Annotated in this window: 26 protein-coding genes; 13 read left to right on the top strand and 13 right to left on the bottom strand. The window is 48.8% G+C overall.

The features are described 5' to 3' along the window. The first annotated feature begins 124 nt into the window (after nucleotides 1-124). The 3 genes from ABEB26_RS11000 to ABEB26_RS10990 are packed head-to-tail and all read left to right on the top strand — an operon-like array spanning nucleotide 125 to nucleotide 2,542. Complete coding sequence (locus ABEB26_RS11000; RefSeq protein ID WP_345722046.1) at nucleotides 125-445, top strand: hypothetical protein; 321 nt, start codon at nucleotides 125-127, stop codon at nucleotides 443-445. Beyond that, nucleotides 426-1,706, top strand: coding sequence for a sensor histidine kinase (locus ABEB26_RS10995; protein ID WP_345722045.1), 1,281 nt, complete (start codon nucleotides 426-428; stop codon nucleotides 1,704-1,706). The genes ABEB26_RS11000 and ABEB26_RS10995 overlap by 20 nt, the downstream gene beginning before the upstream one ends. Further along, nucleotides 1,703-2,542, top strand: coding sequence for a response regulator (locus ABEB26_RS10990; protein WP_345722044.1), 840 nt, complete (start codon nucleotides 1,703-1,705; stop codon nucleotides 2,540-2,542). The genes ABEB26_RS10995 and ABEB26_RS10990 overlap by 4 nt, the downstream gene beginning before the upstream one ends. Before the next feature lie 225 nt (nucleotides 2,543-2,767). Here the strand turns inward: ABEB26_RS10990 and ABEB26_RS10985 are convergent, their stop codons facing one another. Both ABEB26_RS10985 and ABEB26_RS10980 read right to left on the bottom strand, forming a co-directional pair. Beyond that, entirely contained in the window at nucleotides 2,768-4,525 is a 1,758-nt protein-coding gene (locus tag ABEB26_RS10985; RefSeq protein ID WP_345722043.1) for an LCP family protein, read from the bottom strand. Between the two features lie 8 nt (nucleotides 4,526-4,533). Then, nucleotides 4,534-5,286 carry an alpha/beta hydrolase gene (locus tag ABEB26_RS10980; RefSeq protein ID WP_345722042.1) on the bottom strand — a complete coding sequence of 251 codons (753 nt, stop codon included), beginning with the start codon at nucleotides 5,284-5,286 and terminating at the stop codon, nucleotides 4,534-4,536. 96 nt (nucleotides 5,287-5,382) lie between these two features. Between ABEB26_RS10980 and ABEB26_RS10975 the strand changes: the two genes are divergently transcribed. Further along, entirely contained in the window at nucleotides 5,383-5,592 is a 210-nt protein-coding gene (locus ABEB26_RS10975) for a hypothetical protein (protein ID WP_345722041.1), read from the top strand. 121 nt (nucleotides 5,593-5,713) lie between these two features. After that, the gene (gene tsaD, locus ABEB26_RS10970; RefSeq protein WP_345722040.1) at nucleotides 5,714-6,778 is read left to right on the top strand and encodes a tRNA (adenosine(37)-N6)-threonylcarbamoyltransferase complex transferase subunit TsaD; all 1,065 of its coding nucleotides are present in this window, start codon (nucleotides 5,714-5,716) and stop codon (nucleotides 6,776-6,778) included. 161 nt (nucleotides 6,779-6,939) lie between these two features. Here the strand turns inward: tsaD and ABEB26_RS10965 are convergent, their stop codons facing one another. Genes ABEB26_RS10965 through ABEB26_RS10955 form a run of 3 tightly spaced genes read right to left on the bottom strand, consistent with a single transcriptional unit; the run spans nucleotide 6,940 to nucleotide 8,709 of the window. Beyond that, nucleotides 6,940-7,770, bottom strand: coding sequence for a serine hydrolase domain-containing protein (locus ABEB26_RS10965; protein WP_345722039.1), 831 nt, complete (start codon nucleotides 7,768-7,770; stop codon nucleotides 6,940-6,942). Further along, nucleotides 7,656-8,153 (bottom strand): hypothetical protein, encoded by a 498-nt coding sequence (locus ABEB26_RS10960; protein WP_345722038.1) that lies wholly within the window; start codon nucleotides 8,151-8,153, stop codon nucleotides 7,656-7,658. Before ABEB26_RS10960 ends, ABEB26_RS10965 begins: the two co-directional genes overlap by 115 nt. A gap of 10 nt (nucleotides 8,154-8,163) precedes the next feature. Next, the gene (locus tag ABEB26_RS10955) at nucleotides 8,164-8,709 is read right to left on the bottom strand and encodes a hypothetical protein (RefSeq protein WP_345722037.1); all 546 of its coding nucleotides are present in this window, start codon (nucleotides 8,707-8,709) and stop codon (nucleotides 8,164-8,166) included. Between the two features lie 309 nt (nucleotides 8,710-9,018). Here ABEB26_RS10955 and ABEB26_RS10950 point away from each other — a divergent pair, with 309 nt between their 5' ends. From ABEB26_RS10950 to ABEB26_RS10940, 3 genes are all read left to right on the top strand, one after another. Next, nucleotides 9,019-9,645, top strand: coding sequence for a hypothetical protein (locus tag ABEB26_RS10950; protein WP_345722036.1), 627 nt, complete (start codon nucleotides 9,019-9,021; stop codon nucleotides 9,643-9,645). Between the two features lie 12 nt (nucleotides 9,646-9,657). Continuing rightward, entirely contained in the window at nucleotides 9,658-9,969 is a 312-nt protein-coding gene (locus tag ABEB26_RS10945) for a hypothetical protein (RefSeq protein ID WP_345722035.1), read from the top strand. A 254-nt stretch (nucleotides 9,970-10,223) separates the two neighbouring features. Next, on the top strand, nucleotides 10,224-10,613 hold the full coding sequence (locus ABEB26_RS10940; protein WP_345722034.1) for a hypothetical protein: 390 nt from the start codon (nucleotides 10,224-10,226) through the stop codon (nucleotides 10,611-10,613). A gap of 19 nt (nucleotides 10,614-10,632) precedes the next feature. On the opposite strand, the gene ABEB26_RS10935 is transcribed toward ABEB26_RS10940, so the two are convergent. The 5 genes from ABEB26_RS10935 to ABEB26_RS10915 all read right to left on the bottom strand — a co-directional run bounded on the left by ABEB26_RS10935 (nucleotide 10,633) and on the right by ABEB26_RS10915 (nucleotide 14,181). Further along, on the bottom strand, nucleotides 10,633-10,938 hold the full coding sequence (locus ABEB26_RS10935; protein ID WP_345722033.1) for a DUF1330 domain-containing protein: 306 nt from the start codon (nucleotides 10,936-10,938) through the stop codon (nucleotides 10,633-10,635). Next, nucleotides 10,935-11,825, bottom strand: a complete 891-nt coding sequence (locus tag ABEB26_RS10930) for an aminoglycoside phosphotransferase family protein (RefSeq protein ID WP_345722266.1) — start codon at nucleotides 11,823-11,825, stop codon at nucleotides 10,935-10,937. Before ABEB26_RS10930 ends, ABEB26_RS10935 begins: the two co-directional genes overlap by 4 nt. A 93-nt stretch (nucleotides 11,826-11,918) precedes the next feature. Beyond that, entirely contained in the window at nucleotides 11,919-12,968 is a 1,050-nt protein-coding gene (locus ABEB26_RS10925) for an S-adenosylmethionine:tRNA ribosyltransferase-isomerase (RefSeq protein ID WP_345722032.1), read from the bottom strand. 158 nt (nucleotides 12,969-13,126) lie between these two features. Further along, nucleotides 13,127-13,798 (bottom strand): SDR family NAD(P)-dependent oxidoreductase, encoded by a 672-nt coding sequence (locus tag ABEB26_RS10920; RefSeq protein WP_345722031.1) that lies wholly within the window; start codon nucleotides 13,796-13,798, stop codon nucleotides 13,127-13,129. Next, nucleotides 13,780-14,181 carry a nuclear transport factor 2 family protein gene (locus ABEB26_RS10915; protein ID WP_345722030.1) on the bottom strand — a complete coding sequence of 134 codons (402 nt, stop codon included), beginning with the start codon at nucleotides 14,179-14,181 and terminating at the stop codon, nucleotides 13,780-13,782. The genes ABEB26_RS10920 and ABEB26_RS10915 overlap by 19 nt, the downstream gene beginning before the upstream one ends. 416 nt (nucleotides 14,182-14,597) lie before the next feature. On the opposite strand from ABEB26_RS10915, the gene ABEB26_RS10910 reads away from it, so the two are divergent. The 5 genes from ABEB26_RS10910 (at nucleotide 14,598) to ABEB26_RS10890 (ending at nucleotide 19,784) form a co-directional block, all read left to right on the top strand. Continuing rightward, the gene (locus ABEB26_RS10910; RefSeq protein WP_345722029.1) at nucleotides 14,598-15,761 is read left to right on the top strand and encodes a substrate-binding domain-containing protein; all 1,164 of its coding nucleotides are present in this window, start codon (nucleotides 14,598-14,600) and stop codon (nucleotides 15,759-15,761) included. A gap of 16 nt (nucleotides 15,762-15,777) precedes the next feature. Then, nucleotides 15,778-17,466, top strand: a complete 1,689-nt coding sequence (locus ABEB26_RS10905) for a VWA domain-containing protein (protein WP_345722028.1) — start codon at nucleotides 15,778-15,780, stop codon at nucleotides 17,464-17,466. A 17-nt stretch (nucleotides 17,467-17,483) separates the two neighbouring features. Next, on the top strand, nucleotides 17,484-18,233 hold the full coding sequence (locus ABEB26_RS10900; RefSeq protein WP_345722027.1) for a VirB3 family type IV secretion system protein: 750 nt from the start codon (nucleotides 17,484-17,486) through the stop codon (nucleotides 18,231-18,233). Between the two features lie 22 nt (nucleotides 18,234-18,255). After that, nucleotides 18,256-18,876 (top strand): hypothetical protein, encoded by a 621-nt coding sequence (locus tag ABEB26_RS10895; protein ID WP_345722026.1) that lies wholly within the window; start codon nucleotides 18,256-18,258, stop codon nucleotides 18,874-18,876. A gap of 92 nt (nucleotides 18,877-18,968) precedes the next feature. Next, complete coding sequence (locus ABEB26_RS10890; RefSeq protein ID WP_345722025.1) at nucleotides 18,969-19,784, top strand: Cof-type HAD-IIB family hydrolase; 816 nt, start codon at nucleotides 18,969-18,971, stop codon at nucleotides 19,782-19,784. A gap of 351 nt (nucleotides 19,785-20,135) precedes the next feature. Here the strand turns inward: ABEB26_RS10890 and mutM are convergent, their stop codons facing one another. The 3 genes from mutM to ABEB26_RS10875 form a co-directional block, all read right to left on the bottom strand. Next, a complete protein-coding gene (mutM, locus tag ABEB26_RS10885; RefSeq protein ID WP_345722024.1) occupies nucleotides 20,136-20,957 on the bottom strand; it encodes a bifunctional DNA-formamidopyrimidine glycosylase/DNA-(apurinic or apyrimidinic site) lyase in 822 nt (273 codons plus the stop codon). Nucleotides 20,958-21,015: 58 nt separating this feature from the next. Further along, nucleotides 21,016-23,253 carry a DUF5719 family protein gene (locus ABEB26_RS10880; protein WP_345722023.1) on the bottom strand — a complete coding sequence of 746 codons (2,238 nt, stop codon included), beginning with the start codon at nucleotides 23,251-23,253 and terminating at the stop codon, nucleotides 21,016-21,018. A 208-nt stretch (nucleotides 23,254-23,461) separates the two neighbouring features. Further along, on the bottom strand, nucleotides 23,462-25,501 hold the full coding sequence (locus ABEB26_RS10875) for a putative glycoside hydrolase (protein WP_345722265.1): 2,040 nt from the start codon (nucleotides 25,499-25,501) through the stop codon (nucleotides 23,462-23,464). Nucleotides 25,502-25,599 lie beyond the last annotated feature (98 nt).

The following is a 25,599-nucleotide window of genomic DNA, read 5'->3' as shown; positions in this document are numbered from 1 at the left end:
GTGTTGAAGTTTGATCGTGAGGCCAAGCGGCTGTTCTGGCCAATTATCGGGATTGGCCTAGGTTGTGGGTTGGGGCTGTTTAGTTGTTTGGTGCTGCAATTGATCGTTGAGCGTTGGTAAATTGATGATCTTCAGTCATCTATGGCCAGTGCATCTGGCAATTGCTGCACTCTGGTGCTTGATGTTAATTCAGCATGTTCGCCCACGTGGAGCATTCAAAATTCTGAGTTTTAGCTTAATTGCGCTGTTGATTGTTGGCTGCATCGATTTTTTGCATAGCATCGTTGCCTATTTATTGCCATTCGAATTGCTGGCAATTATCGTGAGCAGCGGCTTAAATAGCTTTATGCTTTTTTGTTGTTTTGGCTGGCTATTTGATTACGATTATCAGATGATGCTGGCTAGCCTCAAAAGACGATTCAAAAATGCTCAAAATGATCATTAATTCAACCCAAAACCATGCTGAACCAGCTACCTTGCAGCACTACCAAAAACTGCTTGAGCACAACAAACGCCGCTTGATTCAATTAATCACCTTGGTAGCATGTGGCTTGGCCATCCCATTCACCTTGATTCTTGGTTTGGCCGTGCTTAATCAGCAACAATCGTTGAGTATATTTAGTTTACATCTTGTGCGCAGCCTCTTCAATCCTTTGCTGGTTTGGTGGCTAGTACGGCGTAAACAGATTAATTGGGCTTGGCATTGTACAATGCTGCTCGCAATTGGCTACAATTCAGCCTTGGCTTATGCGATGCATTTACCAAATGTGATTATTTTTGAGTTGTTTGCTTTGTGTAGTTTTGCGGTGGTAATGCCATTTTGGCAAGTGTTGGCTTATACTAGCGGGCTGATTGGCTTGAATTATCTTGTTGCAGGCCAATTTATTGTGTTGAATGAATGGGCCTTGGTGATGATTATGGTACTGAGCATTGTGTTGATGTGCAGCACGATTGGCTTTGTTTCGCGCCAAACCTTGTGGCATGCTAGCCAACAACATAGCCAAACTGCTCAATTAGTGCAGCAACGGAGCAGCATGCAACAGCAACTCCACGATTTACAAAGCCATGTGCAACAACTTAGTTTGCTGAAACACGATTTGCGCCAGCCCTTGAAAAGCGTTCAAGGCTTGTTGCAAGGCTTGGCGTTCGAACAACCAAGCACCAATAGTACGATTCAGCCAGCCCTAGCTGCCACTCAGCGGGTCGAACGCCAACTTAATAATTTGCTTGATCAAGCCCGTCAGCAGCTTGGTCGCCAGCGTGCTAGCCTCGAAATCATCGATGTACAGCAATGTTTGGCGCAATTGCAGCCAGCAATCAGCGGCTTGGCGGCCTACTACAGTGAGCCAATCGCCAAGGTGCAGCTTGAAATTGCTGCGGGCAGCGTGATTATGGCTGATCGTGAGCAATTTGAGCGAGCCTTATTCAACTTGCTTGATAATAGTTTGAGCCGTTGCCATCACGAGGTACGTATCAGTAGCTATCGATCGGAGCAAAACGTGATCATAGAAGTTCGTGATGATGGGGCTGGCATGCATCAAGCCTTACGCGCGGCGCTCAATCAGGCTGATTTTAGTGCAATCACCCAAGGTTTGGGTTTGAAACAAGTGCAACAGATGCTGAATCAAGCTAAAGCTACGCTGTATGTGCCCGATGTTCCGACGGGCTATACAATTCAACTACATTTTCCACAGGTTACGCAATGAACTATTGCATTATCGTTGATGATCTGGCGGTTGATCGTCAGTTAGCGGCGCGTTATTTACAAGCAGCTGGCTATCAAACCAGCATGGCGCGTTCAAGCAAACAAGCTACCGAGCAATTACAGCAGGCCTTGGCGATCTATCAGCCAAGCCAAATATTGTTGCTTGTGGATTTAAATATGCCCAACGATCCTGCGCTTCAGCAAGTGGTTGCCTCATCGTTGGCGGGCGCAAATTTGGCTTTACAATTGCAAATTCAGATTGCCAATGGCAGCCTACCACCGTTGGCGATTGTGGCATTAACTGCACTAAGTGCCAGCGAAGTGCATCAAACAGCCATTGCCTTTGGCTGCGATGCCGTCCTCGAAAAACCCGCTACTCCCGATTTAGCCCAACGAATTGAGCAAGCACTGCTGACAAGTGCTCAACAAGCACCGCTTGGCAGTCAAGCCTTGCTGAATATTCTGCGCTTACGTTTGCTGGCCCCCACGCCTAGCCCACCGTTGAACGAGGAAGATCTGACCAAAGCGCTGTTGCAATTGCATCGTCAAGGCTTGGTTGGCTTGGGTACAAGTCATTTGGCCAGGTATTTGTTTCCGCAAATTGCTAGCGATTATCAACGTGGCTTGCAAACCCAAGCCAAAATTGCCAGCGTGATTCGCGAAGCCATGCAATTGAATGTGCTCGAAACCTTGGCAATTCTGGAGGGCGAATTTGTGCAACTTCACGACCCGCAAACCCAAGCTCAGCAACTGCATCTCTCGAAAAGCGAATATTATCGTCGCCGCAAAGAAGCAATCGCCCAGCTTTACCATATTTTGGCCGAGGCGAGAGCATAAAGCAAAGAACATAGAACATAAGGAGAACCGTTCCAGGAGTGCTCCCCTCGCCCGTCGCAGTGGGAGAGGGGCTGGGGGTGAGGGCATGCTGGCTGTTTTTAACGCTATAAACCATTACACATAAAAGCTAAAGCCAAACAGCCAGTTTTATCCACGCAGGACACGAAGGGGCGAGGGAGCAGCAAAAATAACTACAATTTTGGCTCCTAACCCCTGACCTCTTGCTTAGGGTTTGCGCCAAGCCTCGTCGTAATCGCGTCCAAGCAATAACACTAAAGCTGCGTCACCCTTTGGTTGTTCGGGGGCTGGGCTGGTTTTGCTCACGACAATAATGTTGCGATTGCTAATGCCCAGTTCAGCAGCAAGTTGCTCACGCAGGTCTTTATGATTGCCAAAATCGATGATTTTGGTGGTGTCATACACAGTTGAAGCGGTTGAAGGATTGAGCAATTGATACTCACGATTCTCAAGATGGGTTGCTACATCGCCTGCCAACCCGCTAATTTGTGCTCCATTGATCACCTCGATGCTTAGATTGTCGTCCGAAGGTGTGTTTGAGCTACCATCAACAGGGCTATTGGTATCGGGAATCGGGCTGGTCAATAATTGATCAACCGTAGCCGCGATGCTGGCTGGGTCCCAAATTGGCACATACTGCGATTCATCCATATAGCCGATTACTGAGCTAGTATCCCATTTGACACTCTTGATTCGACCATTGGCAATGTCACTGCCAAGCCCAGCCAAAGCTCGTAAATTGCCAAGGTCATCGATTGGCAGGTCGGTATAGAACGAGCCTTTGAGTTGTTCGGCCAGGTTATCCAAGGAATCAATTTGGTCGAGCAAGCCTTTATCTTTGAGGGTTTGAATCAGCGCCCGAATCACATCTTGCTGGCGGCGTGAGCGACCATAATCGGCATCTTGATGGCGTGAACGGGCATAACGCAACGCGGTTGTTCCATCCATATGTTGCAAGCCAGCCGGAATAAACAGCCGAATCACCCCATAATCATCATCATCGGTTGGATAGGTCGCATCCCACAGTGGGCGTTGCACATCGATCGTAATGCCCCCAACGGCATCAACAATTTTACGAAAGCCCTTAAAATCGACTTGGGCGACATAATCGATATTAATGTTGAGCATATTAGCAACGGTATCGCGGGTTAACGCCATTGCTTGAGTTGAAGGAATCGTCATATTTTGGGCGATACCTTCTTTATAGCCCAGTTCATAGGCCGCATTAATCCGTTGTGAACATGTGCCAGGCGCATCATAGCCTGGAATTTCGGCACAACTATCACGCGGAATCGAGACCATGCTGGCCCATTTTTGAGTTGGGTCGATATGCAACACAATGATCGTATCGGTGCGAGCTTTGGTATCATTCTCGCGTAAATCGACCCCAATCAACAACAAATTAAAGGGATCTTTGACAATATCGGGGGTTGCCAAAGGTTGGTTGGGCTGAGGATTAGGGTTATTAGGATTTTCGACCAGATTTGGCGCTTGAGTTGGAATCGTAACTAAAGCATCGCTGGTAGCGTTTTTAACCTTTAAATAGGCCCAAAGTGCCCCACCCCCGCCCACCAAAACCACTGTTAACAAGACCCCAAGCATAATCATGCCACAGCCTGCCCCACGCGAGGTACTTTTGACCGGAGCAGTTTTGGGTGGCAATGGGCGCGAGGTTGGGCGACTGCCAACCGCCGATTGAACAGCCTTGGGCACGCGAACATAGGCTCCTTCGTGCTCAGCGCGTGGTACTGCCCGTGGGCGTGGGCGTGCAGCAGCGGTCGAATTATTATTCAACAGCAGATCATTCATCAACGCCGCGTCGTTGGCTGCATCGGCTTTAGCTGCGGCACGTGAACGAGTTGGCAAGGGCGTGGTAGCTTGACTACGAACATGCTCAGCATCGAGCGATAGATCATTGGCTGACCCGTTGGTCGATTCCTCAGGTGTATCGGTTTTTGCAGGCATGCAGCTATCTACTCCTTGTTTGTTGATGATTGATATTGAGCACGATGATGTAGCACGAATTGCTCAACTGCATCTAAGACTGCTGGCGATTCGCCATCGCGGAGCATTTCGTGGCCACTCTTATCGAACCACAGTAATTGTTTATCGCTAGAGCCGACGTGGCGATAGATCGCTTCGGCGGCGGATGTTGGAATTGTACGATCTTGATGTGAATGAATGATTAAGATTGGTGCAATAATTCGTGGCAATTGTTGTTCCACAACTTTGGCATAGCGCCAAAGCGAAACAAAGGCTGGAGCCGGAAAGCGCCGATAATTGCCATGTTGGCGGCCTGTCTCTTTATCGTACCAACCTGCGCCCATATCGCGATTTTCGTCGCCCCACATGCCCAGCATTGGTGCAACATAGCGTGCCCGGTCGGCATGTTTATAGTGAAAGCGCATGGCTGCGGCCACACTGACCACGCCAATGACTTCGTCGCGATGGGCCGCTGCCAGATGATTGGCCACGAGGCCACCCATGGATAGCCCAATCAAAATAACTTTATCGACCTCGCGCCGTAAATCGCGAAAGGCTGCATTCGCATCAGCATACCAATCGTGCCAAGTTACACCCTGCAAATCTTCGGGCAAAGTGCCATGACCACGTAAATAGGGCATGCGATATGGAATCTGATGTGGTACTAAACGGCTTGGCACGCGATTGACTGAATCGGCGCATGACGTAAAGCCGTGAAGAATTAAACAACCAACAGTTGACATGAATTATGATCTTTCTTACACCCTGCGGCCACTTTTGGTATAATGCGACAGCAGATCATTCAACGGAGAACCGTAATGGGCATTAAAGAGTTTTTTGTGGCATTTCGAGATGCCATCGATGGCGAATATGATCGGCGAGTTAAAGCCGCCAGTGAAGTTCGTGAATATAGCATTGGTGGTCATGGTCATCACGATCATCATGATGCTGACCACGGCCATGAGCATCATGATGCGATCAATCACGATAGCCATGACACCCAAGTCGTTGTTGGTAGTCACGCTGAGGAAATCACTTCACAGCACTAAACGCACGACAGCACCCCAAAAACGGGGTGTTGTCGTTTTTACCACTCATATCATGCCATAGCCACGGCACAGCGTCAATGTAGCGCAACTGACAGCTAGGTGAAATAGAACGTAGGAATTCATGTCACATCAAATGCCCGCAGGTTTTACGATTTTAGCGATTGAAACATCGTGCGATGAAACCGCCGCCGCCGTTATTCGCGATGGCCGCGAGATTGTGGCCAATAGCGTTGCTTCGCAAATCGATATTCATCAACGTTATGGTGGTGTTGTGCCCGAAGTGGCTTCGCGCCAACATATTCTGACGATTACGCCAGTGATTAATACGGTTTTGGCCCAAGTGCCTGGTGGTTGGAGTGCGATTAATGCGGTTGCCACAACCTATGGCCCAGGCTTAGCCGGAGCGTTATTAACTGGAATTAACACTGCCAAAGCGATTGCCTGGTCACGCAATTTGCCCTTTATCGGAGTGAATCACCTCGAAGGCCATATTTATGCTTCGTGGTTGCATACCGCCAACGATCTAGCCTACCAAGCTCCCGAATTTCCGTGTGTGGCCTTGATTGTATCTGGTGGACACACAGCTTTGGTGTTGCTCAACGATCATGGCGATTATCGCTTGCTTGGGCAAACCCGCGATGATGCTGTGGGCGAGGCCTTCGATAAGGTGGCGAGAATTATGGGCTTGGGCTATCCAGGTGGCCCACAAATGGAAAAAGTTGCCCGTGGGGTTAACCCGGGAGCACTCAAATTGCCTCGAGCATGGTTGCGCGGAACCTATGATTGGAGCTTTAGCGGCCTGAAAACCGCTGTGCTGAATGTGGTCAATGATCGCTTGGGCGAACGCATGGAAAAAGTTAAACTTGCTGAAGTTGACCCAGCCTTCACCGCTCAGCTTGCCGCAGCTTTTCAAGATTCAGCAGTCGATGTGTTGGTGCAAAAAACCGTGGCTGCTGCCCGCGAACACAAAGCCAAAACGATTATTTTGGCTGGTGGCGTGGCTGCAAATACTGCCTTACGCGAGCGCTTGAGTGCAACCGCCAAACCAATTCCGGTAGCCTACCCGCCAATTTGGCTGTGTACCGATAATGCCGCCATGATCGGTGCTGCCGCTTATTATCGTTATCAAGCAGGCGTGCAGCAAGATTGGTCGCTCGATGCCACGCCAAGCCTCAAACTTATTTGAGGACGCAGAGGTCAGGGTCTAGCTAACGCAGCGGCGCAAAGGATTCATGGCTATTATAGGCTCTGGGCTATCGAAAATGTATCGGTATATCATAAGATCTAATCCAATGGCCAAAAGCCTATAGCCTTATGTTCTCTGCATCGCTGCGTTAAAATTCGCCATCATGCTTGTAAAGCTGCAATCAGGCTTGGAATTGCGCCCATCGCCGCGTAAAATTCTGAGCCATCGGGCGTAGGTGTAGGGTACGAACTCATTTTAGCAAATACCAATTCAGCCTTGGGTGCGATGTAGAGCATCTGCCCACCATAACCATTGGCAATGTAGGCTCCGTGCTGGTTGTGGGTATGCCACCATTGATAGTTATAGGAATAGTTGGCATTGCTAGGATGGGCGATCGCACTCCGCTCAAAAGCTGCTTGATCGCCCCCAGCCTCAAGCGCCAAAATAGCTGTTTCAGGCAAGATTTGCTGGCGATTGAATGTACCACGCCTGAGCAACATTTGGCCAAACCGTGCCATATCGCGCAGGGTTGAACAAAAACCTGAGCCAGCGGTTTCGGCACAAGCTGAATCAACTACCCACAAGGCATCACGCTCAGCCCCAAGTTTTTGCCAGATAAAGCCCGACACAGCCTCAGCCAAACTGCAATTCAGCACGCGCTTGATAATCCATGCCAGTACATCAGTATTGGGAGTTTGGTAGCTAAAGCGTTGTCCATGCACGTCAGTTTTCAGCATCGTTGGCAAAAATTCATAGACATTGTTTGGACCTTGATAATCGGCTGGGCGCGAATTCCAGCCCAAGGCCACTCCATACTTGAAATTTTCGGTAACCAAATTTCCAGTGTGCTCGGCAAAACCCACCGCCGTGCTCATCCCTAGCACTTGGCCGAGGGTTGCATCGCCAAATCCACTATTGGCGAGTTCCGGCAAATAGTAGGCAATCGTTGCCTGAGGATCAAGCACTTGTTCAGCGACCAGTAGCGCTGCCAACGTGCCAGTGACCGATTTGCTCCCCGAAGCCCAATGTGTGGCTGCATTCCATTCAAATAGCGTTCATAAATTACCTTGCCACGATGCAGAACCATCAGGCCATCGGTGTAGCTTTGCTCAACCATATGATTAAAGCTCAATTCCTGCCCAAGATAATTTTTGTAGCTAATTGAATCTAAATCGTGTAGATCATACTCAAATCGACTGCTTGGCTCAGTGCCGTGCCACACATCGGCTACCGGATTGAGTAATTGAATATGTTGGAAGCTCCAGCGATTATACGGCTTGAGTAATTGCTGCGTGTGTTCGACGCTTGATGCAGGCGGAAAACCTTGCATCAAGCCTAATTCACTAGCAGTTTGCGGAATTGATTGGTGGTTCATTGCTGCTCCTTTAATCGCCAAGTTCTGGCAAACGACTAAGGTCGCGCAAACGCTCAACTTGCGAACGCAAGACCCGCCGATTTTGCTGTGGATTGGCCACTGATGGATCGGGAACCCAATCCAACAAACCATTGTCGATTGCTCGGGCGATCCGCATGCGATTGGCCTGATTATTTTGGCCAAAGGCTAAAGCGGCGGCATTGCTAATCGTGATCAAATCTTCGGCAGAAATCCACCAGCGCGTGCGTGACACCAAAATGCCAATATCGCTCTGCCAAAAATCCTCAGGAAACACCGCTTTACTTTGCAAGGCATTGCCCAACAACAAATCAAGCAATTGCTCAAGCGCTAATTCAATGCGGCGCAACATAATTTCGCTGCGCATATGCCGCCCATTGGCCACCTCGATCAACAGATTAAGGTTATGTTGAAAGGCGGTTTCGTTGGCGGTTTCCTCGGCTAGGTTGGTTGCTCCCAAAGCTTGACCCAAGCTGCGATAGCGTTGCAACACTAAAGCCGTAATTTGTTCAGCCAGTTGATGATTAAAGAGTGCCATGGTTTTGTTCTTTCACAGATAACGTAACTATCGTTAGTTAACGATAACGTAACTATCGTTAGTTGTCAATAGGTTACTGAAACTGTAAAATCTGTTTACAGATATCCATCGCAAATAATAACATCCAATATTAGGGTTTATAAAATTGAAATAAATCACACTCATGGGTGAACTAATATATCTTGACATAGTGTTAAAACTCGAGTAGATTGATGTGTTATAGATCAATAGATTGAAATAGCTCATTTGTTTTATATTGCATGATACGAAACTATTTGGAGGGTTCGCATTATAGAGGAGGGCATATCTATGGCTTTGTTCTATAAGGGTGTTGGAAAAGGCACGTACTGGTTTAATAAGAACCCAATGCAGAATGGAGGTTTTAGCGCAGCAAAATCACATCTTGCTCCGAGTTCAGATCTGGTTAGGGAACATATTATTCATGGGGCTAGAAATAGTCCATTTATCTCCCTAAGCCGATCGTTCGCTATCGCTTGGACATATGCATTGATGACTCAAGACCGACCCAATGGTCAGCTTGATCCTCGAACTAAAATGCGAGATGTTGCCTATGTGTATGTCATTCAACTGAATGAACCCTTGCCTACGCATCTATCGGTTATTGATCCGGCTAGCTATCTCTTACAACAACAAGGGGTATTTGCTTCTCCAGCATATCAACATAATGGACTGATGGATCTCTTACATTCAGTAATTGATCCTGGCAATTTTGGACGTTTCCGCAAAAGAAGTTGTCCACATGCTGTGACCAATAATCAGCCAGATCCATATTTTACCCCTTCTATTTCAGACGATTTACGTGCAGCTGTTATGGCACTTCGGGATTCTGAGTTGCTTGTCCATGGCACGATCGATCATAATAATATTATTGATCGAATTGATGTGTGGAATGGTATGCATGGTTGGTCGATCTAAGGAGTTTTATCTATGAAAACGATTAAACTGAACAATATTAGGTTAAATAATCCACCAATTCGATTTATAAATGCTCAAATATCAGATAATATAAATATCCCTATTGTATTAGTTTCACTTGCTTATAATAATTCTTTAAGAAATGATCATACAATTACCCTGCGCCTTGATCTAGGTAAGCAATCATTTATTGATTCTTTGCCAAATGAGAATGATAATATTGCTATTAGAGAAGTTATTCCTGAAATTCATGAAGTTATTATTAGGGAATATGCTGATAACCCCAAAAGTGAATTACATAATAATCCAAGGATTATTTATTGATAAAGCTTTATAAGCATAACCCAACCTAGCTCGTCAAAATGGACAGCATTGACCGCTCGGGCACAAGCCAACCCTTGCTGGTGGGCATAATGCAACTAATCGTGCTTAATCTTTCAGTGCCTCAACCAACATTTAGATATTCAATGTTGGTTGAGGCACTATTATTAGTCTTGATAGTGCATGTATAAGTAAAATCTTGTTAATCAGGTATAATTTGGGCAATTCACTAGCATCTTTGAGAGATGAGGAAATGCATGCGCACGCTGATTAGCATTGTAATTGTGGCTCTAAGCCTCTTTGTAGGGTGTTCCAATCAAACTATCCAGTCTATCACCCAACCCACCGCAATTATTGTATCAACCCCAACAGTTCCAACAATCGATCTAGAAGCACAGGCATTAGCTACCTGCAAACAAGCCGTGGTCAATAAATTCAATATTTGGACTGTTGTTTTTCTCGATTCGAATCACACAATCCTCCAACCTGAGCCACATGTTCGTGTCATTCGATCAACGGTTTTAGTCATGCTTCGAATGAATGCTAAAACCGTGCAAACAGAAACTTGGACTTGGTTGTGTAGTGTCCATAATGAGACTGGACAATGGATTGCTACTGATGTTTTAATTGAAACCTATCGCAAATAGTGAACGCCCTAAATTTTAATTAAAGCGTTTGCCCTTGGATTACAAATGTCGAATGAATTGCTTGATCTTTCAAGGGTAAAGCTGCTTGGCGCTGAGGATCTGTAAGGTAGCGCTCAAAATCGGCCTGCGAAGTAAATTCAAGCAGATGAATTTCGTAGGGTGGTTCAATCGTTTGCTCGATGATCGTTGTATCAGTTGGACGAATACGCAACAGCAAGCGCCCATTATGCTGCGCTAACAATGGTAAAACCTGCGCCTCGAATTGCTCAAATACTGCTGCTTGATCTTGATTGATATAGATGAGTTGAATTAAATAGAACGTCATCGCTGCTCCTGTTCCCAATCAACTAACACTTGCTGGATGCTATAGCGGGCCATCTGCGCTAACACTGGGTTACTTTGGTGATAATAAGGCAAAGCAATCACAGCAACCGACAAAGTCCAACCCCGTCCGCGTATCCATGTGGCGGGATCAACCGCCAGGGCTTGACGAAAATGAAGCCGCGTTTGGCGATCAAACATATTCCAGGCTGGCAGTAAATCGCAAGCAGGGTCGCCCACCGCCAGCGCCCCAAAATCGATCACTGCATTGATCTTGCCGTCAACAACCAACAAATTTCCAGCATGCAAATCGCCATGAATCCAAACTGGTGCATGTGGCCATGGCTCAATCTCCAAGGCATGTTCCCACACTGCTAGCACTCGTTCAGCATCAAGCAAGGCCTGCGCTTCGCCAATCGCTGCCCTTGTCGCTGTATCGCGCTGAATTAATGGTACACCCCTTGAAGTTGCCGAGGCTGGGGCTGGGCCAGTGCTCGAATCGATGCGTTGGAGCGCATGCAAAAATTGACTCAACACCAGATCTGGATGTTTTGGTTTTGCATTGATTGCATTCTCGCCAGCCAGCCAAGCATAAATGCCCCATGGCCACGGGTAATTGGCTGTTGGTTGGCCTTGAGCGATTGGCTGAGGAATTTGCAGTGGCAATTGCGCTTGTAACCATGGCAACCAACGAAAATCGCTGGCAATTTGATCGACGGCCCAATCGATGCGTGGTAGCCGCACTGCCAAATCTGGCCCAAGCCGATAGATTGCATTATCGGTTCCTGCTGAATCTACCTTTTGCAACGGCAATCCAGCCCATTCGGGAAATTGGCTTGCCAATAAGTTTTGGACTAAAGCGTGATCAATTGCTTGTTCATTTGGGTGCATCAATGGCCTAAATATCCTTAAAATGAAAGATCAGCATTCAAGCAGTATGCCAAACAATGCTTGAATGCTGATCAACCCAACGAATGAGTTAGCTTAGGGCAAAATCAAGTGTAAATCGCCAAATTCATGCCAGAGATAGTGCTGGTCTAATGCTTCGCGATAGCATAGCTCCAGATGATGATAGCCCGCTAAGGCTGCGAGCATCGCCAAGTGAGTCGCTTTAGGTTCATGCAACCCAGTTAAAATACCATCAACCGCATGCAACCCGCGTTCGGGCGTAATCACCAACTCTGTCCAGCCCGTTTGAGGATGCACCAATCCACGTTGATCAACGGTGCTTTCAATCGCTCGCACGCTGGTTGTGCCGACGGCGATCACGCGACGACGATCTGCCCGCGCCCGATTAATCAGATCGGCGCTGGTTGCTGGCAAACTATACCACTCGGCATAGGGCGGTTCGTGATCTTCGAGGCTGGCAACGCCCGTATGCAACAGCAATGGCGCAATTTGAATACCTTGCGCTACTAAACGCGTTAACAAACGCTCGGAGAATGCTCGCCCAGCCGAGGGCATTTCGGCGCTACCAAGCTCGGTTGCATACACCGTTTGATAATAGCTGTTAGGCCAATCATTCGCCACATATTGATAATGAATTGGCTTGGCATGCTCGGCAAGATAGTGCGGTAATGGCTGGGGCAAGCGCAAACTAGCAATCCACAAGCGACTAATAGTTTCGTCATTATTGGCATAACCGCGATGAATATCAATCTGCCCACCAGACTTTAAATCCAGGCTGCTCCCAGCAAGCGTCGCACGATAAGGCTGACTGCTTGTGGCATAGGGCTGGCGAACTTCGATCAGCCATAGCTCGGCTAACAACTGGGTTGAAAGATGCACAATTAAGCGTTCGCCAGCAGCATCTGTCGCCGGAATTGCGGCATTCAACGTGCCACTGGTATTAATTGCCAGCACATCGCCTGCTTGTAAAATCGTTGGCAGTTGATCAAAGCGATAATGCTCAATCTGATTCGAGCGACTGTGCGAAACCATCAAGCGCACTTGATCGCGCTCAAGGCCACGGGCTTCGGGTGGCTCGCCTGCCTCAAGCATGGCGGGTAATTCAAAATCTATCGTTGCAAGCATTTATTTGTCACTTTCATGAATAGGGATCAGGAGTCAGGGGCTAGGGGTTAGTTTTCTTCTGAACCCTTGTTTTTAGCATATTGCCTATACGAAAGATGGTTAGGACTTATTTTTTAGCTCTGCTCGCTGATCCCTGCCTTCTGACCCCTGGCCCCTCGTTACTTCCGATAACGCCCACTTGGCAGATCGTCGTTAATCAAGCGCAGAATGGCTGGCACACTGGCTTCTGGTGGTGGCCGATCGCTAATATCCTCGCCAGGAAAAGCCTCTTGGTGCATTTGGGTATTCATATCGCCAGGATCAAGCGCATACACTCGCCATGTTGGTTGCTCGGCAGCTAAAATTGCGGTCAATTGATCGAGCGCAGCTTTGCTTGAGCCATAGCCACCCCAACCCTCGTAGGCTTGCACTGCCGCATCGCTGCTGATGTTGATAATGCGAATGCTGGGCTTGAAACTGGTTGCCAAGGCTTGAATTGCTGCCAATGGGGCAAATACGTTAATTGCATAAACTTGGGCTAGAACCTCAAGTGGGTAAGCCAGCAGATTTGGCTGGGGGCTTGGCCCCAAAATGCTGGCATTATTTACCAAAAGATTGATGCCACCCCATGCTTGGGCTGCAACTGCTAACGCTTGGCGATGGGCTGGGTCGGCAATATCGCCAGCAATTGCTTGAACTTTTGTGCGAGTTGCCAAGGCTGCGCGGGCCTGCTCAAGCGCGGTTGCTCCACGACCAGTAATAATTACGTGCCAGCCATCCAAGGCTAATTGTTGGGCCAAGGCTAGACCTAAACCACGCGAAGCTCCGGTTATTAATCCAATGCGTTGCATAAATGTTGCTCCTCAACTGCCTGTGCCAACCACCATTCACGAAGTTCGGTAGCTTGGCCGTAGGCATCAAAATTTACAATAAAGATTCCGGCTAGAGTTTGGGTTTGCTGTTGATTGTTGTGATATAAACTGGTACGCCATTCGGCAACCCCGCGCCCATTTGCAAAGACGACAGGCGTGATCACACATTCGACTTGATCATGCTGGGCCAAGGTTGTGCGCCAATAGCCAATCACCGCCGCCAAACCATGCAAGTCCGGCTCAAAGGGATGCTCTTGATAACGAATTGCTGGGCTAAATAATTTGGGTAAAGCTACAAGATTATGTTGGTTCCAAACTGTGGCTAGACTGCTACACCAGCCTCGAAAATCGTCGTTGTTCATAGCCAACCTCCATCTGCCCAGCAGTATAGCGATTGACGGGTGAGTTCAACTCAGCCAAGGGAGGGTCAATTGCCAGCGCAACTAGACAGGCCTAAACCTGTCCAATTGGCCAGCAAGTCGGGTAAATTCTGAAGGATGAAGGATGAGGGATGAAGGTAACATTGCGCTTATGGGGATTGCTGGATAAATCAACGATCACTGGAACTATAGGCAAGTTTTGCCAATAGCAGCTGGATTTACGCTGATGTAGATAATTTTCGGACTAGCTTTTTGCCCCTACTTGCACTAGACTTGCTGTAACCAAACCAAACTGGTGGCGTAGATAAATTGCCCATTCTAATGGGCTGAAATGCTATTTTTGCTTAACAAAACCATAACATTTTAGCATTCTGGATTTTGGATAGAACGGAGTTGTTATGCGTAAGGCATGGGTGGTTGCAGCAGGCTTTTTTCTGATTTGTGTGTTAGTCGTGGTTGCGGTGAGCCAAGGTTGGTTGGCTTCATCAGCGCCCTTGGCAATTTTGCCCACCCGGGTTCCTGGCACGCCCGACCCAAGCCAGGCAATAAAACTGCAAGTGGTCTATAGCAGTGAAAAAGAGGCTTGGCTCAAGCAATCGGTCAATACTTGGCTGGCAACCAATCCGACTGTCGATGGCAAGCCGATTCAGGTTGAGTTAATTTCGCGTGGCTCGCAAGAGATTGTGATCCAGTTGCAAGATGGACGTTTGCGACCAACCGCGATCAGCCCAGCCAGTACCTTACAAATTACCCAAATTAATGCGATGCAAATTGATGGTAAAACCAATTTGGCTACTGATGCCCAACCGTTGTTGATTTCGCCGTTGGTACTGGCTGCCTACGAAGGTTCGCCTGCCGCTAACTTGTTGAAATCGCAAGATCCGCAGCTTTGGCAAGCACTGCATGATGGGGTTTTGTTGCCACAGCGCAATCAAAAAATTCTATTTGCCCAAACTAGCCCCACTACTTCGAATAGCGGTTTTCAAGCTTGGATTTTGATGGCCTATGCTTATCATAATAAGGCTAGTGGCTTGACCGCTGGAGATATTAATGATCCTAAATTTGTGGAATGGCTCCAAGGCTATGCCAAAAATGTTGAATTGTTTGCCGAGAGCACTGGTTCGATGATGCTCAAAATGGTGCAGGTTGGGCCAAGTAGTTATGGCGCAGCCGTCGTGTATGAAAGTATCGCGCTCGAATATTTGCCTAAAGCTCAAGGCCGTTTTGGTAAATTAATCTTGGTGTATCCACCGCAAAATCTCTATAGCGACCACCCTTTGGCAATTTTGGATGCTTCGTGGAGCAGCGACGATCAACGTGAAGCTGCTGGGTTATTGCGCGAATTTCTGCTTGCCAAGCCGCAACAAACCACGGCTGTCCAACAAGGCTTTCGTCCAGTCGATCCTGATATTACAATCGATGCCGCCGATTCGCCCTTTGTGAAATATCAAAGTTCCGGAGTGCAAATGAGCATTCCAAATTTGGCGGCTGAGCCAGATGCTGCCACAATCAAGGCAGTACTGGATTTGTGGAACTCGCTAGCAACCAGTGTTAAACGCTAATCAAGGAGGATCACCAATGCGTTTTCGATTTGCACTACGCTTATTGTTGCTCTTCACACTTTTGAGCGCTTGTGGTCAGGCCGCTAACCTAACTCAACCAAGCCAATCAGGCCAAGCTAACAGTGACGATCTGGTGTTGCGCTTGCTCTATGGCAGCGAAAAGCAACTCTGGATTGATGCGGTGGTGAGCGATTTTAATGCTAGCTCAGCTAAAACCGCCAGTGGCCAACGGATTCAGGTTGAGACAGTGCCCGTTGGCTCGCTCGAAACAATCAACGGCTTGCTTGATGGTTCGCAACAGGCCGATTTATGGAGTCCAGCCAGCAGTTTATCCTTACCGTTAGCTAATCAACGTTGGCAGGCGGCCAAGGGTCAAGCATTATTTAGCGATCAAACTCCAGCCTCGTTGGTGCTTAGCCCGGTTGTGATTGGCATGTGGAAACCAATGGCTCAAGCCTTGGGCTACCCCGATCAGCAAATTGGCTGGGCTGATTTGGCCGATTTGGCGACTAGTGGCAAAACTTGGGCCGATTTTGGCCATCCTGAGTGGGGCGCATTTCAGTTTGGTCACACTCACCCTGAGTTCTCCAATAGTGGGCTGGCCACGATTGTGGCGATGGCCTACGCTGCCAATCAAAAAACCAGCGATCTGACCGTCGCTGATTTGGATAAGCCCGAAACCGCTAGTTTGATCAACGCTGTCGAACAATCAGTCATTCACTATGGCTCAAGCACGGGCTTTTTTGCCAAAACCATGTATGAGCATGGCCCTTCATATCTATCGGCGGCAATTTTGTATGAAAATCTAATCATCGAGTCCTATGATCAAGCGTTGTATCCCAACCTTGAGTTGCCGATGGTAGCGATTTACCCCAAGGAAGGCTCATTTTGGAGTGATCATCCTTTGGTGGTGCTTGAAACCGAGCGCATGAATACCGACAAACGGGCTGCGGCGCAAGTATTGCAAGATTTTTTGCTGGCTCAGCCCCAACAAGCCAAGGCTATGCAGTATGGTTTTCGGCCTGCCAATGTTGATATTAGTTTGGCTGCGCCGATTGATACGGCGCATGGCGTTGACCCAAGCCAATTGCAAGTTGCCTTGCCAACGCCTTCGGCAGAAGTTTTGCAGGCTATCACCCAATTGTGGCAGCAGCACAAAAAACAAGTTGATGTAGCCTTGATTATTGATACTTCTGGCTCAATGCGCCAAGAAAACCGTTTGCGCGAAGCTAAAACTGCGCTTGGTGATTTTATCGATATCTTCGCTGATCAAGATAATGTTCAAGTAACGGTTTTTAGCACCAATGCAACTGAGCTTTCTGATCTCTCGCCGATTGGTCCCAAACGTGCCGATTTGCACACCCGCATTGATGGCTTGGTGGCCGATGGCGAAACTCGCTTGTATAGCACCATTGGCGAAGTCTATGCCGATATTCAGCAACACACCGAAGAGCAGCGCATTCGAGCTTTGGTGGTGTTGACTGACGGTGAAGATACTGCTAGCTCATTGAGTTTAGAGCAATTGAATGAGCAAATTCGCCAAGATGAAGCTGGCACATCGATTAAAATTTTCACAATTGCCTATGGCTCTGATGCTAATCAAGAGGTTTTGCAACGAATTGCCGAAATCACTGGAGCCAAATCATATACTGGCGATCCGGCGACAATTCGTCAGGTTTATCATGAAATTGCTACATTTTTCTAGAGAATGGATCGCGTATTATGAACTCACGCCACCCTTTACAAGTTGCCGCTACCAAACCACTGCCCTTGATTGTTTTGGCAGTCGGGGTGGTCATGGCGCTAACGATTTATCCATGGTTGATTGTGGTTGCGATTATCGCCTATGGTCTGATGGTCTGGATGTTGGCGAATGATCCGAATATTTTAGTGCAAAAGCAAGAAGCGCCAAAGTTGGCCAAAATTACTAGCCTTACCTTTCAATCACACCTTGAGGCGATCGATCGTACCCGCCGTGAGATTGTGCGCTCAACCAATGTGACTGCTGGCCCGTTGCAACGCCTGCTTCAGCCAATTGCTGATCAAGCCAATGAATTATTTCAGCAAGCTCATGGTTTAGCCGATAAAGGCCAATTGATCGAGCAATATTTGCAAACCTCGCAGCCGCATGGCTTGCAACCCCAAATCGATAGCCTTGATCAACGTATCGCCATGACCAAAGATAGCTATACGGTTGATCAATTGAAAGAAACGCGGGCGGCCCTAATTGATCGTCAGCAAAATGCCCAAGCCTTGGCAACCTACTATGATCGGATTACGGCCCAATTGCAAAATATTGCGGCCAACCTTGATAATGTCTTGGCTGAAACCGTGCGTTTACGAGCTTCCGAAGCTGCCAGCGCTACCCAAACCTCGCAAGAAGTTGCCGAACGACTGAGCAATTTGAACGCCGATATGGATGCGTTTCAGCATGTTTTAGAAGGTGCTATGTCGCAAAGTGGCGTAGCCTAGGCTTATAACGAGGGAGAATTGAATGTTTATTGGAGTTTATCTTGCAATTTGGCTGGCGCTGGCGGGGGCAATTTGGTGGTCGATTCGCGCTAAAAATTCAATTGGACGTATGCAGCATGTATTGGGCATTAGCCTGATCGAGCCAATTATCACGGTGATTATGCTAATCGGGCTGTATCCTGCGTTCTTAGAATGGGCATGGGAAGAAAGCCTGATTAGTATTGCTAGCTATCAGTTGATCAATTCGAATGATTTGCTGTATAGCTTGCTTGGCACAGTTTCCGTTGTGCTGGCCTTGCTGCCGTTGCTGTTGCTGTTTGACGAGCAACCTGTGGTGCGCAGTGTTGCTTGGCAAGCCGGCTTGATTGGCTTATTCCGTTGGGGATGCTTGTTGGGCTTGGGCTTTCTTTTGAGTGTTGAATTGCATCCGTGGATTAATACATTTTTGGTGGTTGGCTATCTGATTATGATTGCGCTGACGATTTATATGCTGAATGCCAAATTGCGTGGGCGCTTGGATCGAGCAGGTTCGCCGTTGCCGGTTGAAACCGAGCAATTATTTCAAGGCCAGCCGATCGTGTATGTTGACCCAAGTCTGCAACCAATGATCGTGATCGAGCCACCGAAGGATGAAGTTAAGTGATGATGCTATACTAACGAGCATTACAGGATATCGACTCAACGACGCTGCGGTATACTAATCGCACGTCGTTGTTGCGTTTTAGAGGATTGTTCATGACCCCGAACTATCGTTTGTTGGCGCTTGATCTTGATGGAACCTTGCTTGATTCGCGTTTAGAACCGAGTGCCGCTACCAGAGCCGCGATTGCTGATGCCCAAGCGGCTGGAGTGCATGTCACAATTGCGACTGGCCGCATGATTCGCACCGCTCAGCCATTTGCCGATATGTTGCAGATAACCACCCCATTGATTACCTACCAAGGCGCACATGTCCAAACCGCCGATGGTACGGTGCTCTACGATAATCCTTTGCCCGCCGATTTGGCTGCCGAAGTGGTCGAATTGTCCTTGGCTGAGGGCTTGTATATTCAGGCCTATATCGATGATGAGCTGTGGATTGTTGAGCGTAGCCCTGAGGTTGAAGAATATTTGGGCTTCTCGCTGGTCGATATTCCAGTGAATATTGCCCCAAACTTGGTTGAAATTGTGCGCCACAAACCCGTGACCAAACTTGTTTGGATCACCGACCCAACTGAATTAGAACGCACGATGCAAGAATGGGGTGCACGTTGGAAAGGGCGCTTGGAGATTTTTCGTTCGCACGACCATTTTGGCGAGGCAGCGGCGATTGGTAGCTCCAAAGGCGTTGGTTTAGCCGTGCTTGCTGAACATTTGGGCATTCCCCAAGCTGAAGTTGCGGCAATTGGTGATCGCGAGAATGATGCTTCGATGTTGGCTTGGGCAGGCTTTGGCATGGCCATGGGCAATGCTGATCGGTTTGCCTTAGCTGCGGCTAATCATGTGTTGCCTGCGCTCAGCGACGATGGCGCGGCCTATGGCATTCGCCATTTTGTGTTGGGCGAAGAGTAGAACATAGAACATAGATGTAATGGTTCATTGGATTAACAACCAATTCTCGTGCCCTCACCCCCTCACCCCCTCACCCCCTCTCCCGCACGCGAGGCGAGGGGGAACCGCTCCAGGAGTGCTCCCCTCGCCCGCCGCAGTGGGAGAGGGGTTGGGGGTGAGGGCATGCTGACCGTTGTTGACGCTATAAACCAAGAACGGCTTTGATTTGCCTAGAACAACACGGTTCATGCGTGAGGGCATGCTGACCGTTGTTGACGCTATAAACCATTACACATAGAACATAGAACATAGAAGTTGGGCTTCAGGGATCAGCTCTGCGTTAAATACCAATTCCCCTATGTTCTATGCTCTTTAATGTTGGCAACTTGGGCAAATATGGGTTGAGCGTTGGGCCACGACGATGCGTTCGATTGGTGTGCCACAGCGCCGACATGGCTCGCCAGTCCGACCATAGGCTTCAAGGTGATATTGGTTTTCGCCGCTTGCGCCATAGGCATCGCGATAATTGACCAAGGTTGTGCCACGATGCTCAATTGAGTTGTTCAGCACAATTTTAATCGCCGCGAAAAGCTCAGCAATTTCGCTGGCGTTTAGGCTATTGGCGGGGTGCAATGGGTGAATTTTAGCTAACCACAAGGCCTCATCAGCATAAATATTGCCAACTCCAGCCAAGACGCTTTGATCAAGCAAGGTTGGTTTAATCTTGGTGGCTTTGCGGCTTAAACGTTGAGCAAAATCATCCAACGTAAAATCGTCGCCAAGCGGCTCTGGCCCTAAACGTTGATTAAGCGCCGCCACGCCACTGCGATCAACGAGGCTCCAGCGACCAAATTTGCGTGGATCGTGAAAGCGCAGTTCGCGGCCATTATCCAACGCTACTACCACATGGGTATGGCGATCGGTAGGTTCGTCGGCAGCCACAACCAACATTTGGCCAGTCATGCGCAGATGCACAATCAAGGTTTCGTGGTTATCAAGCGCGATCAGCAGATATTTGGCCCGCCGCTGAACTTGCTGAATTTGGCGTTGGGCAATAGCTTCGGCAAACAATTCAGGGCTATGCGTATCGACAATTTTGGGCCAGCCAAGGCTGCGCAATGCCACAAAATGCCGCCCAACGAGTTCTTGCTCAAGCGAACGACGAACGGTTTCAACTTCTGGTAGTTCTGGCATAAGTGTTTTTTTCTAAAATAGATAAGCGGATTGCAGTTGCAACCCGCTTGTTTGCTGATTAACGTTCAGGCGTACCAAGGGCGCTATGTCCGCCGCCGCCGCTGGTATTGTCAATCAAAATCGTGCGTTCGGCGACAACTGGTAAATTGGCTTCAACGCTGATTGTATGCGATTGCAAATTCGGATCAATCGCATCAAGCAAAATCGAAATTCGGCCTGTGCGTGGAATCGTATACTCGACGACTTGGGTTGTGCCATCGTCTTTGCCTAGCGTTACCTTAACCTGGGCTGGACGTTGATTGGGATTCAGCACCAGCAAGAATTCGGTAGCAGGATCGGCGGTTCGGCCTTCGGCAAAGTGCCAAACATAATCTGGCTCGGCAGCACCCAAGCTATTGGTGGCACTATTGCCGCCATTGAAATAGCTGGTGCGTTCGGCCACAATCGGCTGGCTTGCGGTCAACATCGTCCCAACGCCTTGGGGTGAAGGCACAATCTCACGCAGATCGACATCGAGTCGCGCCAAGGCGGGCACTTGATAACGCCGCGTGAACGTCGAACCTTCCTCGGTCATAAAGGTGGTGGTAATTGCCGCCGAAACCGGATTCGGGTTGAGCAAGGCTAAGGTTGTAACGAAGGGATCGAGGGTTGCACCTTCGGCAAAATACCAGGTATTCGATGGCGCAACTGCACCGTGGGTTAGGAAACCGCCGCCTTTAGTTGGGCCAACCAAGATTGTGCGTTCGGCTGCAATCGGCGCAGTCGCTGCGATGCGCAAACCAAACGCTTTGGGATAATTGCTGCTCAAATCAACTTGGGTGCGGGTGAAGGGCGGCAGCAACACTTGGCGCGTGGTCGTAATGCCATCGGTTGGCATCATTAGCAAATTAGCTACAACTTCGCTGGGCTGTGGATTGTAGAGCCACAACAGGGTACTGCGATCGTTCGAGCCATCGCCCTCAGCAAAATACCAAGTACGGCTCCAACGACTAATTCCTGATTCGCCCAAGGCATCGTTGGCAAATAACATCGTGCGATCACCAACAATCGCTTGATTGGAACTGACTTCAATTGGCAAATTAAAGGTATCGCTGAAAATTTCGTTGGCGATGATATTAACTCGTTGGCCAGGCTGAATTTCATATTCGCGACGCACGGCATTGGTTTGACCAGGCAAGAAGGTCACGATCGTGCGGGCAATTTGATTGGTTGGGTTGAACAGCATAATCCGCTCATTGTAATCGCGGGTGTTGCTTTCCACGAAGGTCAATCGTTTGCGCACAGTCAGTTGGTCGGCGGTACGCCGAATCGATTCAGCTTGCTCAACATTCAAACTGCCCAAGACGGTTAATGTTTGGGGTAAACGATAGGCTTCGCTGATCCAAGCGATAATTTGGCCCAAGCCGGTACGGGCAGCATCGGTTAAATCGCCAAGTAGCGCCAAGCGAATGGTGCCATTGCTGGCCGGAAAGCCGTTGCGCCCAGCATACACATTGCCAGCCTGATCGATCACAAATTGATAGGGCAGATCGGCGGCTCCCTCAGCTTGGGCAGCAGCTTGCAAGGCCCGCAACATTGTCGGCGGATCAGCTTGGTTATTCAAGGGCAAACTGACTAACTCGATTCGGCGTGGGCGTGAAGGCAGCAAATTGGGAATGCCAGGCAATGCGCCCCAGCTATTGCGGCTAATTACTTGCGGTGGGCGAGTAAAAGTTGTGCCACCAAAGGCGGCTGGAGCACGATTAAGCTGATCGGTGAGTTTGGGGCCATTGCTGGTGTCAATAAAACGCCATGCGATGGCCTGTAAACTTGGTGCAGCTGGCTGATTGCTGCTGGCAAAATCAACCTGATATTGCAACCAGCGTGAATCGGTCTCAACTCCAATTGGCCCAAGCAATTGCTCACCCTCGGCCAAAATTTGGGCCACATTTAAGGTTTGCCATTCGCGCCATTCGGTGCCATTGGCGCTGGTACGCAATTTGAGGCTTAGGCTCGTGCCAACTGGCAGTTCGAAATTCCAATGAGCCGAAACCGCATTCCAAACGAACGGCACTTCGTGGGCAACCGACGTAAAAGTACCTTGGGTGGCCGCTTGATCGAGCCGCAACTCGCCATCGCTGTTATTGGTCACCAACAAGCCTTCGAGCGTGCCAGCTTGCCAATCGGCGACTGAGCTTTGGGCAAATGTGGCAGTTTGCACCTTGTTGGCGGTGTTGGTTTGGGCTTGGGCTTGCCAAGTTATGCCACCGAATGCTAGCGATAAGCCAATTGCTGCCATGAAAAACTTACGGCGCATAGGTACCTCGTCGATAACGACTACGAAATTAAGGACTATAGGCTATCGATATAATGGTTCATTCGATTGACCAAAATATATCCCCTCACCCCCTAGCCCGCACGCGAAGCGAGGGAGAATATTGGATCAAGCCCCTCTCCCATTTGGTGGGAGAGGGGTAGGGGGTGAGGGAGCATAGCCCTTAATTTTTGCTACTTGCGAAGGTTAATTAATCGAGCCAGTCGGGGTCGTAATAATTGGCAGCATTCCAGAGAATCCAACCATACGTACCTTCGACTTCGGCAACTGCTTGCATTTGGGCGCGAACTTCGGTGCGACCATATTGGGTTACCGGGTCGAGCCATGTCGCGGTAAAGGCTTGCAGCCACGGTCGTTGGACTGCATATTTGCCTTCCATGCGTTTTTGGCCCTTTTCGATACTATCCTTGACGATCTCATAAGGATAGGCATCGGCGTTATCGAAGCCCAACTCATTACGATCGTAGTGTGAAGGATAGACCATTGCACAGACATAATCGGTGTGATCGGCCATAATTTCAAGGCTTTGGCCAATTTCCCACATATTACGCCAGGTGGCATAGCCAAACACATCGATTGAGAAGAATGCGCCTGAACCATTGATATCGCCATGAGCGCGTTTGAGCACATTGCCAATCGCTTCGTACATCACTTCCGGATTATTTTTGGGATCAATCGGCTTGGAGAAAACCAAATTGCTGGTGCTGCCATCCGATGGGAAGCGAATGTAATCGAATTGTACTTCATCAAAGCCAAATGCGGCAATTTCTTTGGCAATGCCCACATTATACTCGGTAACGTTGGGATTGAATGGATCAAGCCACTTGAGGCCGCCGTCATCTTCCCAAACACCGCCAGTAACTTTGCTTTGGGCAGCCCATTCGGGATGGGCATCGGCCAAACGATTATCGCGCATCACCGCCATCCGGCCAATTAAGTAGATATTACGTTTGCGAGCTTCGGCCACAATCCATTCCATATCCAAATAGTCGGATGAGGTTTCGGCGGCTAAAACCAATGGATGCTGCGAGAGATAGCCAACCCCACCAACATCGCCGGCAATATCCAGCTTGATATCGATCACCACAGCGTTAACTTCGGTTTGATCAACCAAATCAAACAATTCGCTTAATGAAGCTTTCGATGAGCCAGTGGCAGCGGTAATATAAATTGCTTTGGCAATAAATTCTTCGGCTTCTAGATCGGCGGTAAATTTGCCTTCGCTGAGCGCCGTCCAAGCCTTGCGATAACCAGGTGAGAGCACTTGAATTTGGGCATTTTCGGGCACATCAGTCAGTTCATAGCTACCATCGGAATTCAGCCGTGCCATGGTGACGGCTGTGCCAGTGTAGGGGTAGGTTTCGTCGGCCCCTTCAAATGGCTTGACCATGGCGATAACCGTGCCTTTGCTCAATGGCTTGCCTGTCGCGCTATCGACGACTGAGCCACGCACCGTCGAAGGTCGCAAAACCACATCCAACGAGGCGGCTTGCGGCAAATCTAAGGTTTGGCTGCTGTAATCGGTAGCGCTGAAGACAACTGGTGCAGTCAAATCAATGTTGCGCACGGTATAGCGGCCTTCGGCATCGCTTTGGGCGGTGGCACTACCAACGCTGACCGTGGCTCCACTGACTGGTTTTTGGCTATATTTATCGCTAATAATCCCAGTTAAGCTAGTTGGGCGCAGCGAAACATCATAGCTGGTTTGTTTTTCGAGGGTAGCGGTGGCGCTGGTGTAATCGGTTGCCACAATTACCACTTCGGCTTTTTCAGCAACATCGGTTAATTTATAGCGACCATCGGTACCACTGGTGGCTTGGCTAGTGCCAGCCTTGACCGTCACGCCAGCCACAGGCTGTTGTGAGTATTGATCAAGCACAACCCCGCTGATCGTGTTGGGCCGAATCGTCAGATTGACTTCTACCGGAGTTTGCTCATCGACTGGAGTTTTATCGGTCAAACTAAGCGTGGCTGAGCTATAGTCGCTGGCTTGAACTAAGAGTGAATTGATATTTTCCCATTCATTAATTGTCCATTTACCGTCAGCATCACTGGTAGCACTTGCTTCGCCAACTTGAATGGTTACTCCAGCAACGGGCTTTTGGGTATAGCTATCTGTTACAATCCCCGTCAGTGGCGGATTGCTACTGCCACAGGCGGCAAGCACCAACGCAACAGCGCCAAACAGACCAGCTGTTAGGCGGCGCTTGGTTTGACTCACAAAATACATCACTTCTGACCTTCCTAAGATTGTGGTGGGTGTCGGTTTAGACGGCGGTAATCATACGTTGCCCATCACTGCCTGTCAAGAAAAAACGCCCGACTGCG

The organism is Herpetosiphon gulosus (genome assembly GCF_039545135.1).
Lineage (GTDB): Bacteria > Chloroflexota > Chloroflexia > Chloroflexales > Herpetosiphonaceae > Herpetosiphon > Herpetosiphon gulosus.
The sequence above is the reverse complement of the archived record's forward strand: the minus strand, read 5'-3'. Positions and strand labels throughout refer to the sequence as shown.

Bases quoted from the DNA above. Each gene is read 5' to 3' on its own strand.
- ABEB26_RS11000 (WP_345722046.1), top strand. From the start codon at position 125: ATGATCTTCAGTCATCTATGGCCAGTGCATCTGGCAATTGCTGCACTC.
- ABEB26_RS10995 (WP_345722045.1), top strand. From the start codon at position 426: ATGCTCAAAATGATCATTAATTCAACCCAAAACCATGCTGAACCAGCT.
- ABEB26_RS10990 (WP_345722044.1), top strand. From the start codon at position 1,703: ATGAACTATTGCATTATCGTTGATGATCTGGCGGTTGATCGTCAGTTA.
- ABEB26_RS10985 (WP_345722043.1), bottom strand. From the start codon at position 4,525: ATGCCTGCAAAAACCGATACACCTGAGGAATCGACCAACGGGTCAGCC.
- ABEB26_RS10980 (WP_345722042.1), bottom strand. From the start codon at position 5,286: ATGTCAACTGTTGGTTGTTTAATTCTTCACGGCTTTACGTCATGCGCC.
- tsaD (WP_345722040.1), top strand. From the start codon at position 5,714: ATGTCACATCAAATGCCCGCAGGTTTTACGATTTTAGCGATTGAAACA.
- ABEB26_RS10960 (WP_345722038.1), bottom strand. From the start codon at position 8,153: ATGAACCACCAATCAATTCCGCAAACTGCTAGTGAATTAGGCTTGATG.
- ABEB26_RS10955 (WP_345722037.1), bottom strand. From the start codon at position 8,709: ATGGCACTCTTTAATCATCAACTGGCTGAACAAATTACGGCTTTAGTG.
- ABEB26_RS10950 (WP_345722036.1), top strand. From the start codon at position 9,019: ATGGCTTTGTTCTATAAGGGTGTTGGAAAAGGCACGTACTGGTTTAAT.
- ABEB26_RS10945 (WP_345722035.1), top strand. From the start codon at position 9,658: ATGAAAACGATTAAACTGAACAATATTAGGTTAAATAATCCACCAATT.
- ABEB26_RS10940 (WP_345722034.1), top strand. From the start codon at position 10,224: ATGCGCACGCTGATTAGCATTGTAATTGTGGCTCTAAGCCTCTTTGTA.
- ABEB26_RS10935 (WP_345722033.1), bottom strand. From the start codon at position 10,938: ATGACGTTCTATTTAATTCAACTCATCTATATCAATCAAGATCAAGCA.
- ABEB26_RS10930 (WP_345722266.1), bottom strand. From the start codon at position 11,825: ATGCACCCAAATGAACAAGCAATTGATCACGCTTTAGTCCAAAACTTA.
- ABEB26_RS10925 (WP_345722032.1), bottom strand. From the start codon at position 12,968: ATGCTTGCAACGATAGATTTTGAATTACCCGCCATGCTTGAGGCAGGC.
- ABEB26_RS10920 (WP_345722031.1), bottom strand. From the start codon at position 13,798: ATGCAACGCATTGGATTAATAACCGGAGCTTCGCGTGGTTTAGGTCTA.
- ABEB26_RS10915 (WP_345722030.1), bottom strand. From the start codon at position 14,181: ATGAACAACGACGATTTTCGAGGCTGGTGTAGCAGTCTAGCCACAGTT.
- ABEB26_RS10910 (WP_345722029.1), top strand. From the start codon at position 14,598: ATGCGTAAGGCATGGGTGGTTGCAGCAGGCTTTTTTCTGATTTGTGTG.
- ABEB26_RS10905 (WP_345722028.1), top strand. From the start codon at position 15,778: ATGCGTTTTCGATTTGCACTACGCTTATTGTTGCTCTTCACACTTTTG.
- ABEB26_RS10900 (WP_345722027.1), top strand. From the start codon at position 17,484: ATGAACTCACGCCACCCTTTACAAGTTGCCGCTACCAAACCACTGCCC.
- ABEB26_RS10895 (WP_345722026.1), top strand. From the start codon at position 18,256: ATGTTTATTGGAGTTTATCTTGCAATTTGGCTGGCGCTGGCGGGGGCA.
- ABEB26_RS10890 (WP_345722025.1), top strand. From the start codon at position 18,969: ATGACCCCGAACTATCGTTTGTTGGCGCTTGATCTTGATGGAACCTTG.
- mutM (WP_345722024.1), bottom strand. From the start codon at position 20,957: ATGCCAGAACTACCAGAAGTTGAAACCGTTCGTCGTTCGCTTGAGCAA.
- ABEB26_RS10880 (WP_345722023.1), bottom strand. From the start codon at position 23,253: ATGCGCCGTAAGTTTTTCATGGCAGCAATTGGCTTATCGCTAGCATTC.
- ABEB26_RS10875 (WP_345722265.1), bottom strand. From the start codon at position 25,501: ATGTATTTTGTGAGTCAAACCAAGCGCCGCCTAACAGCTGGTCTGTTT.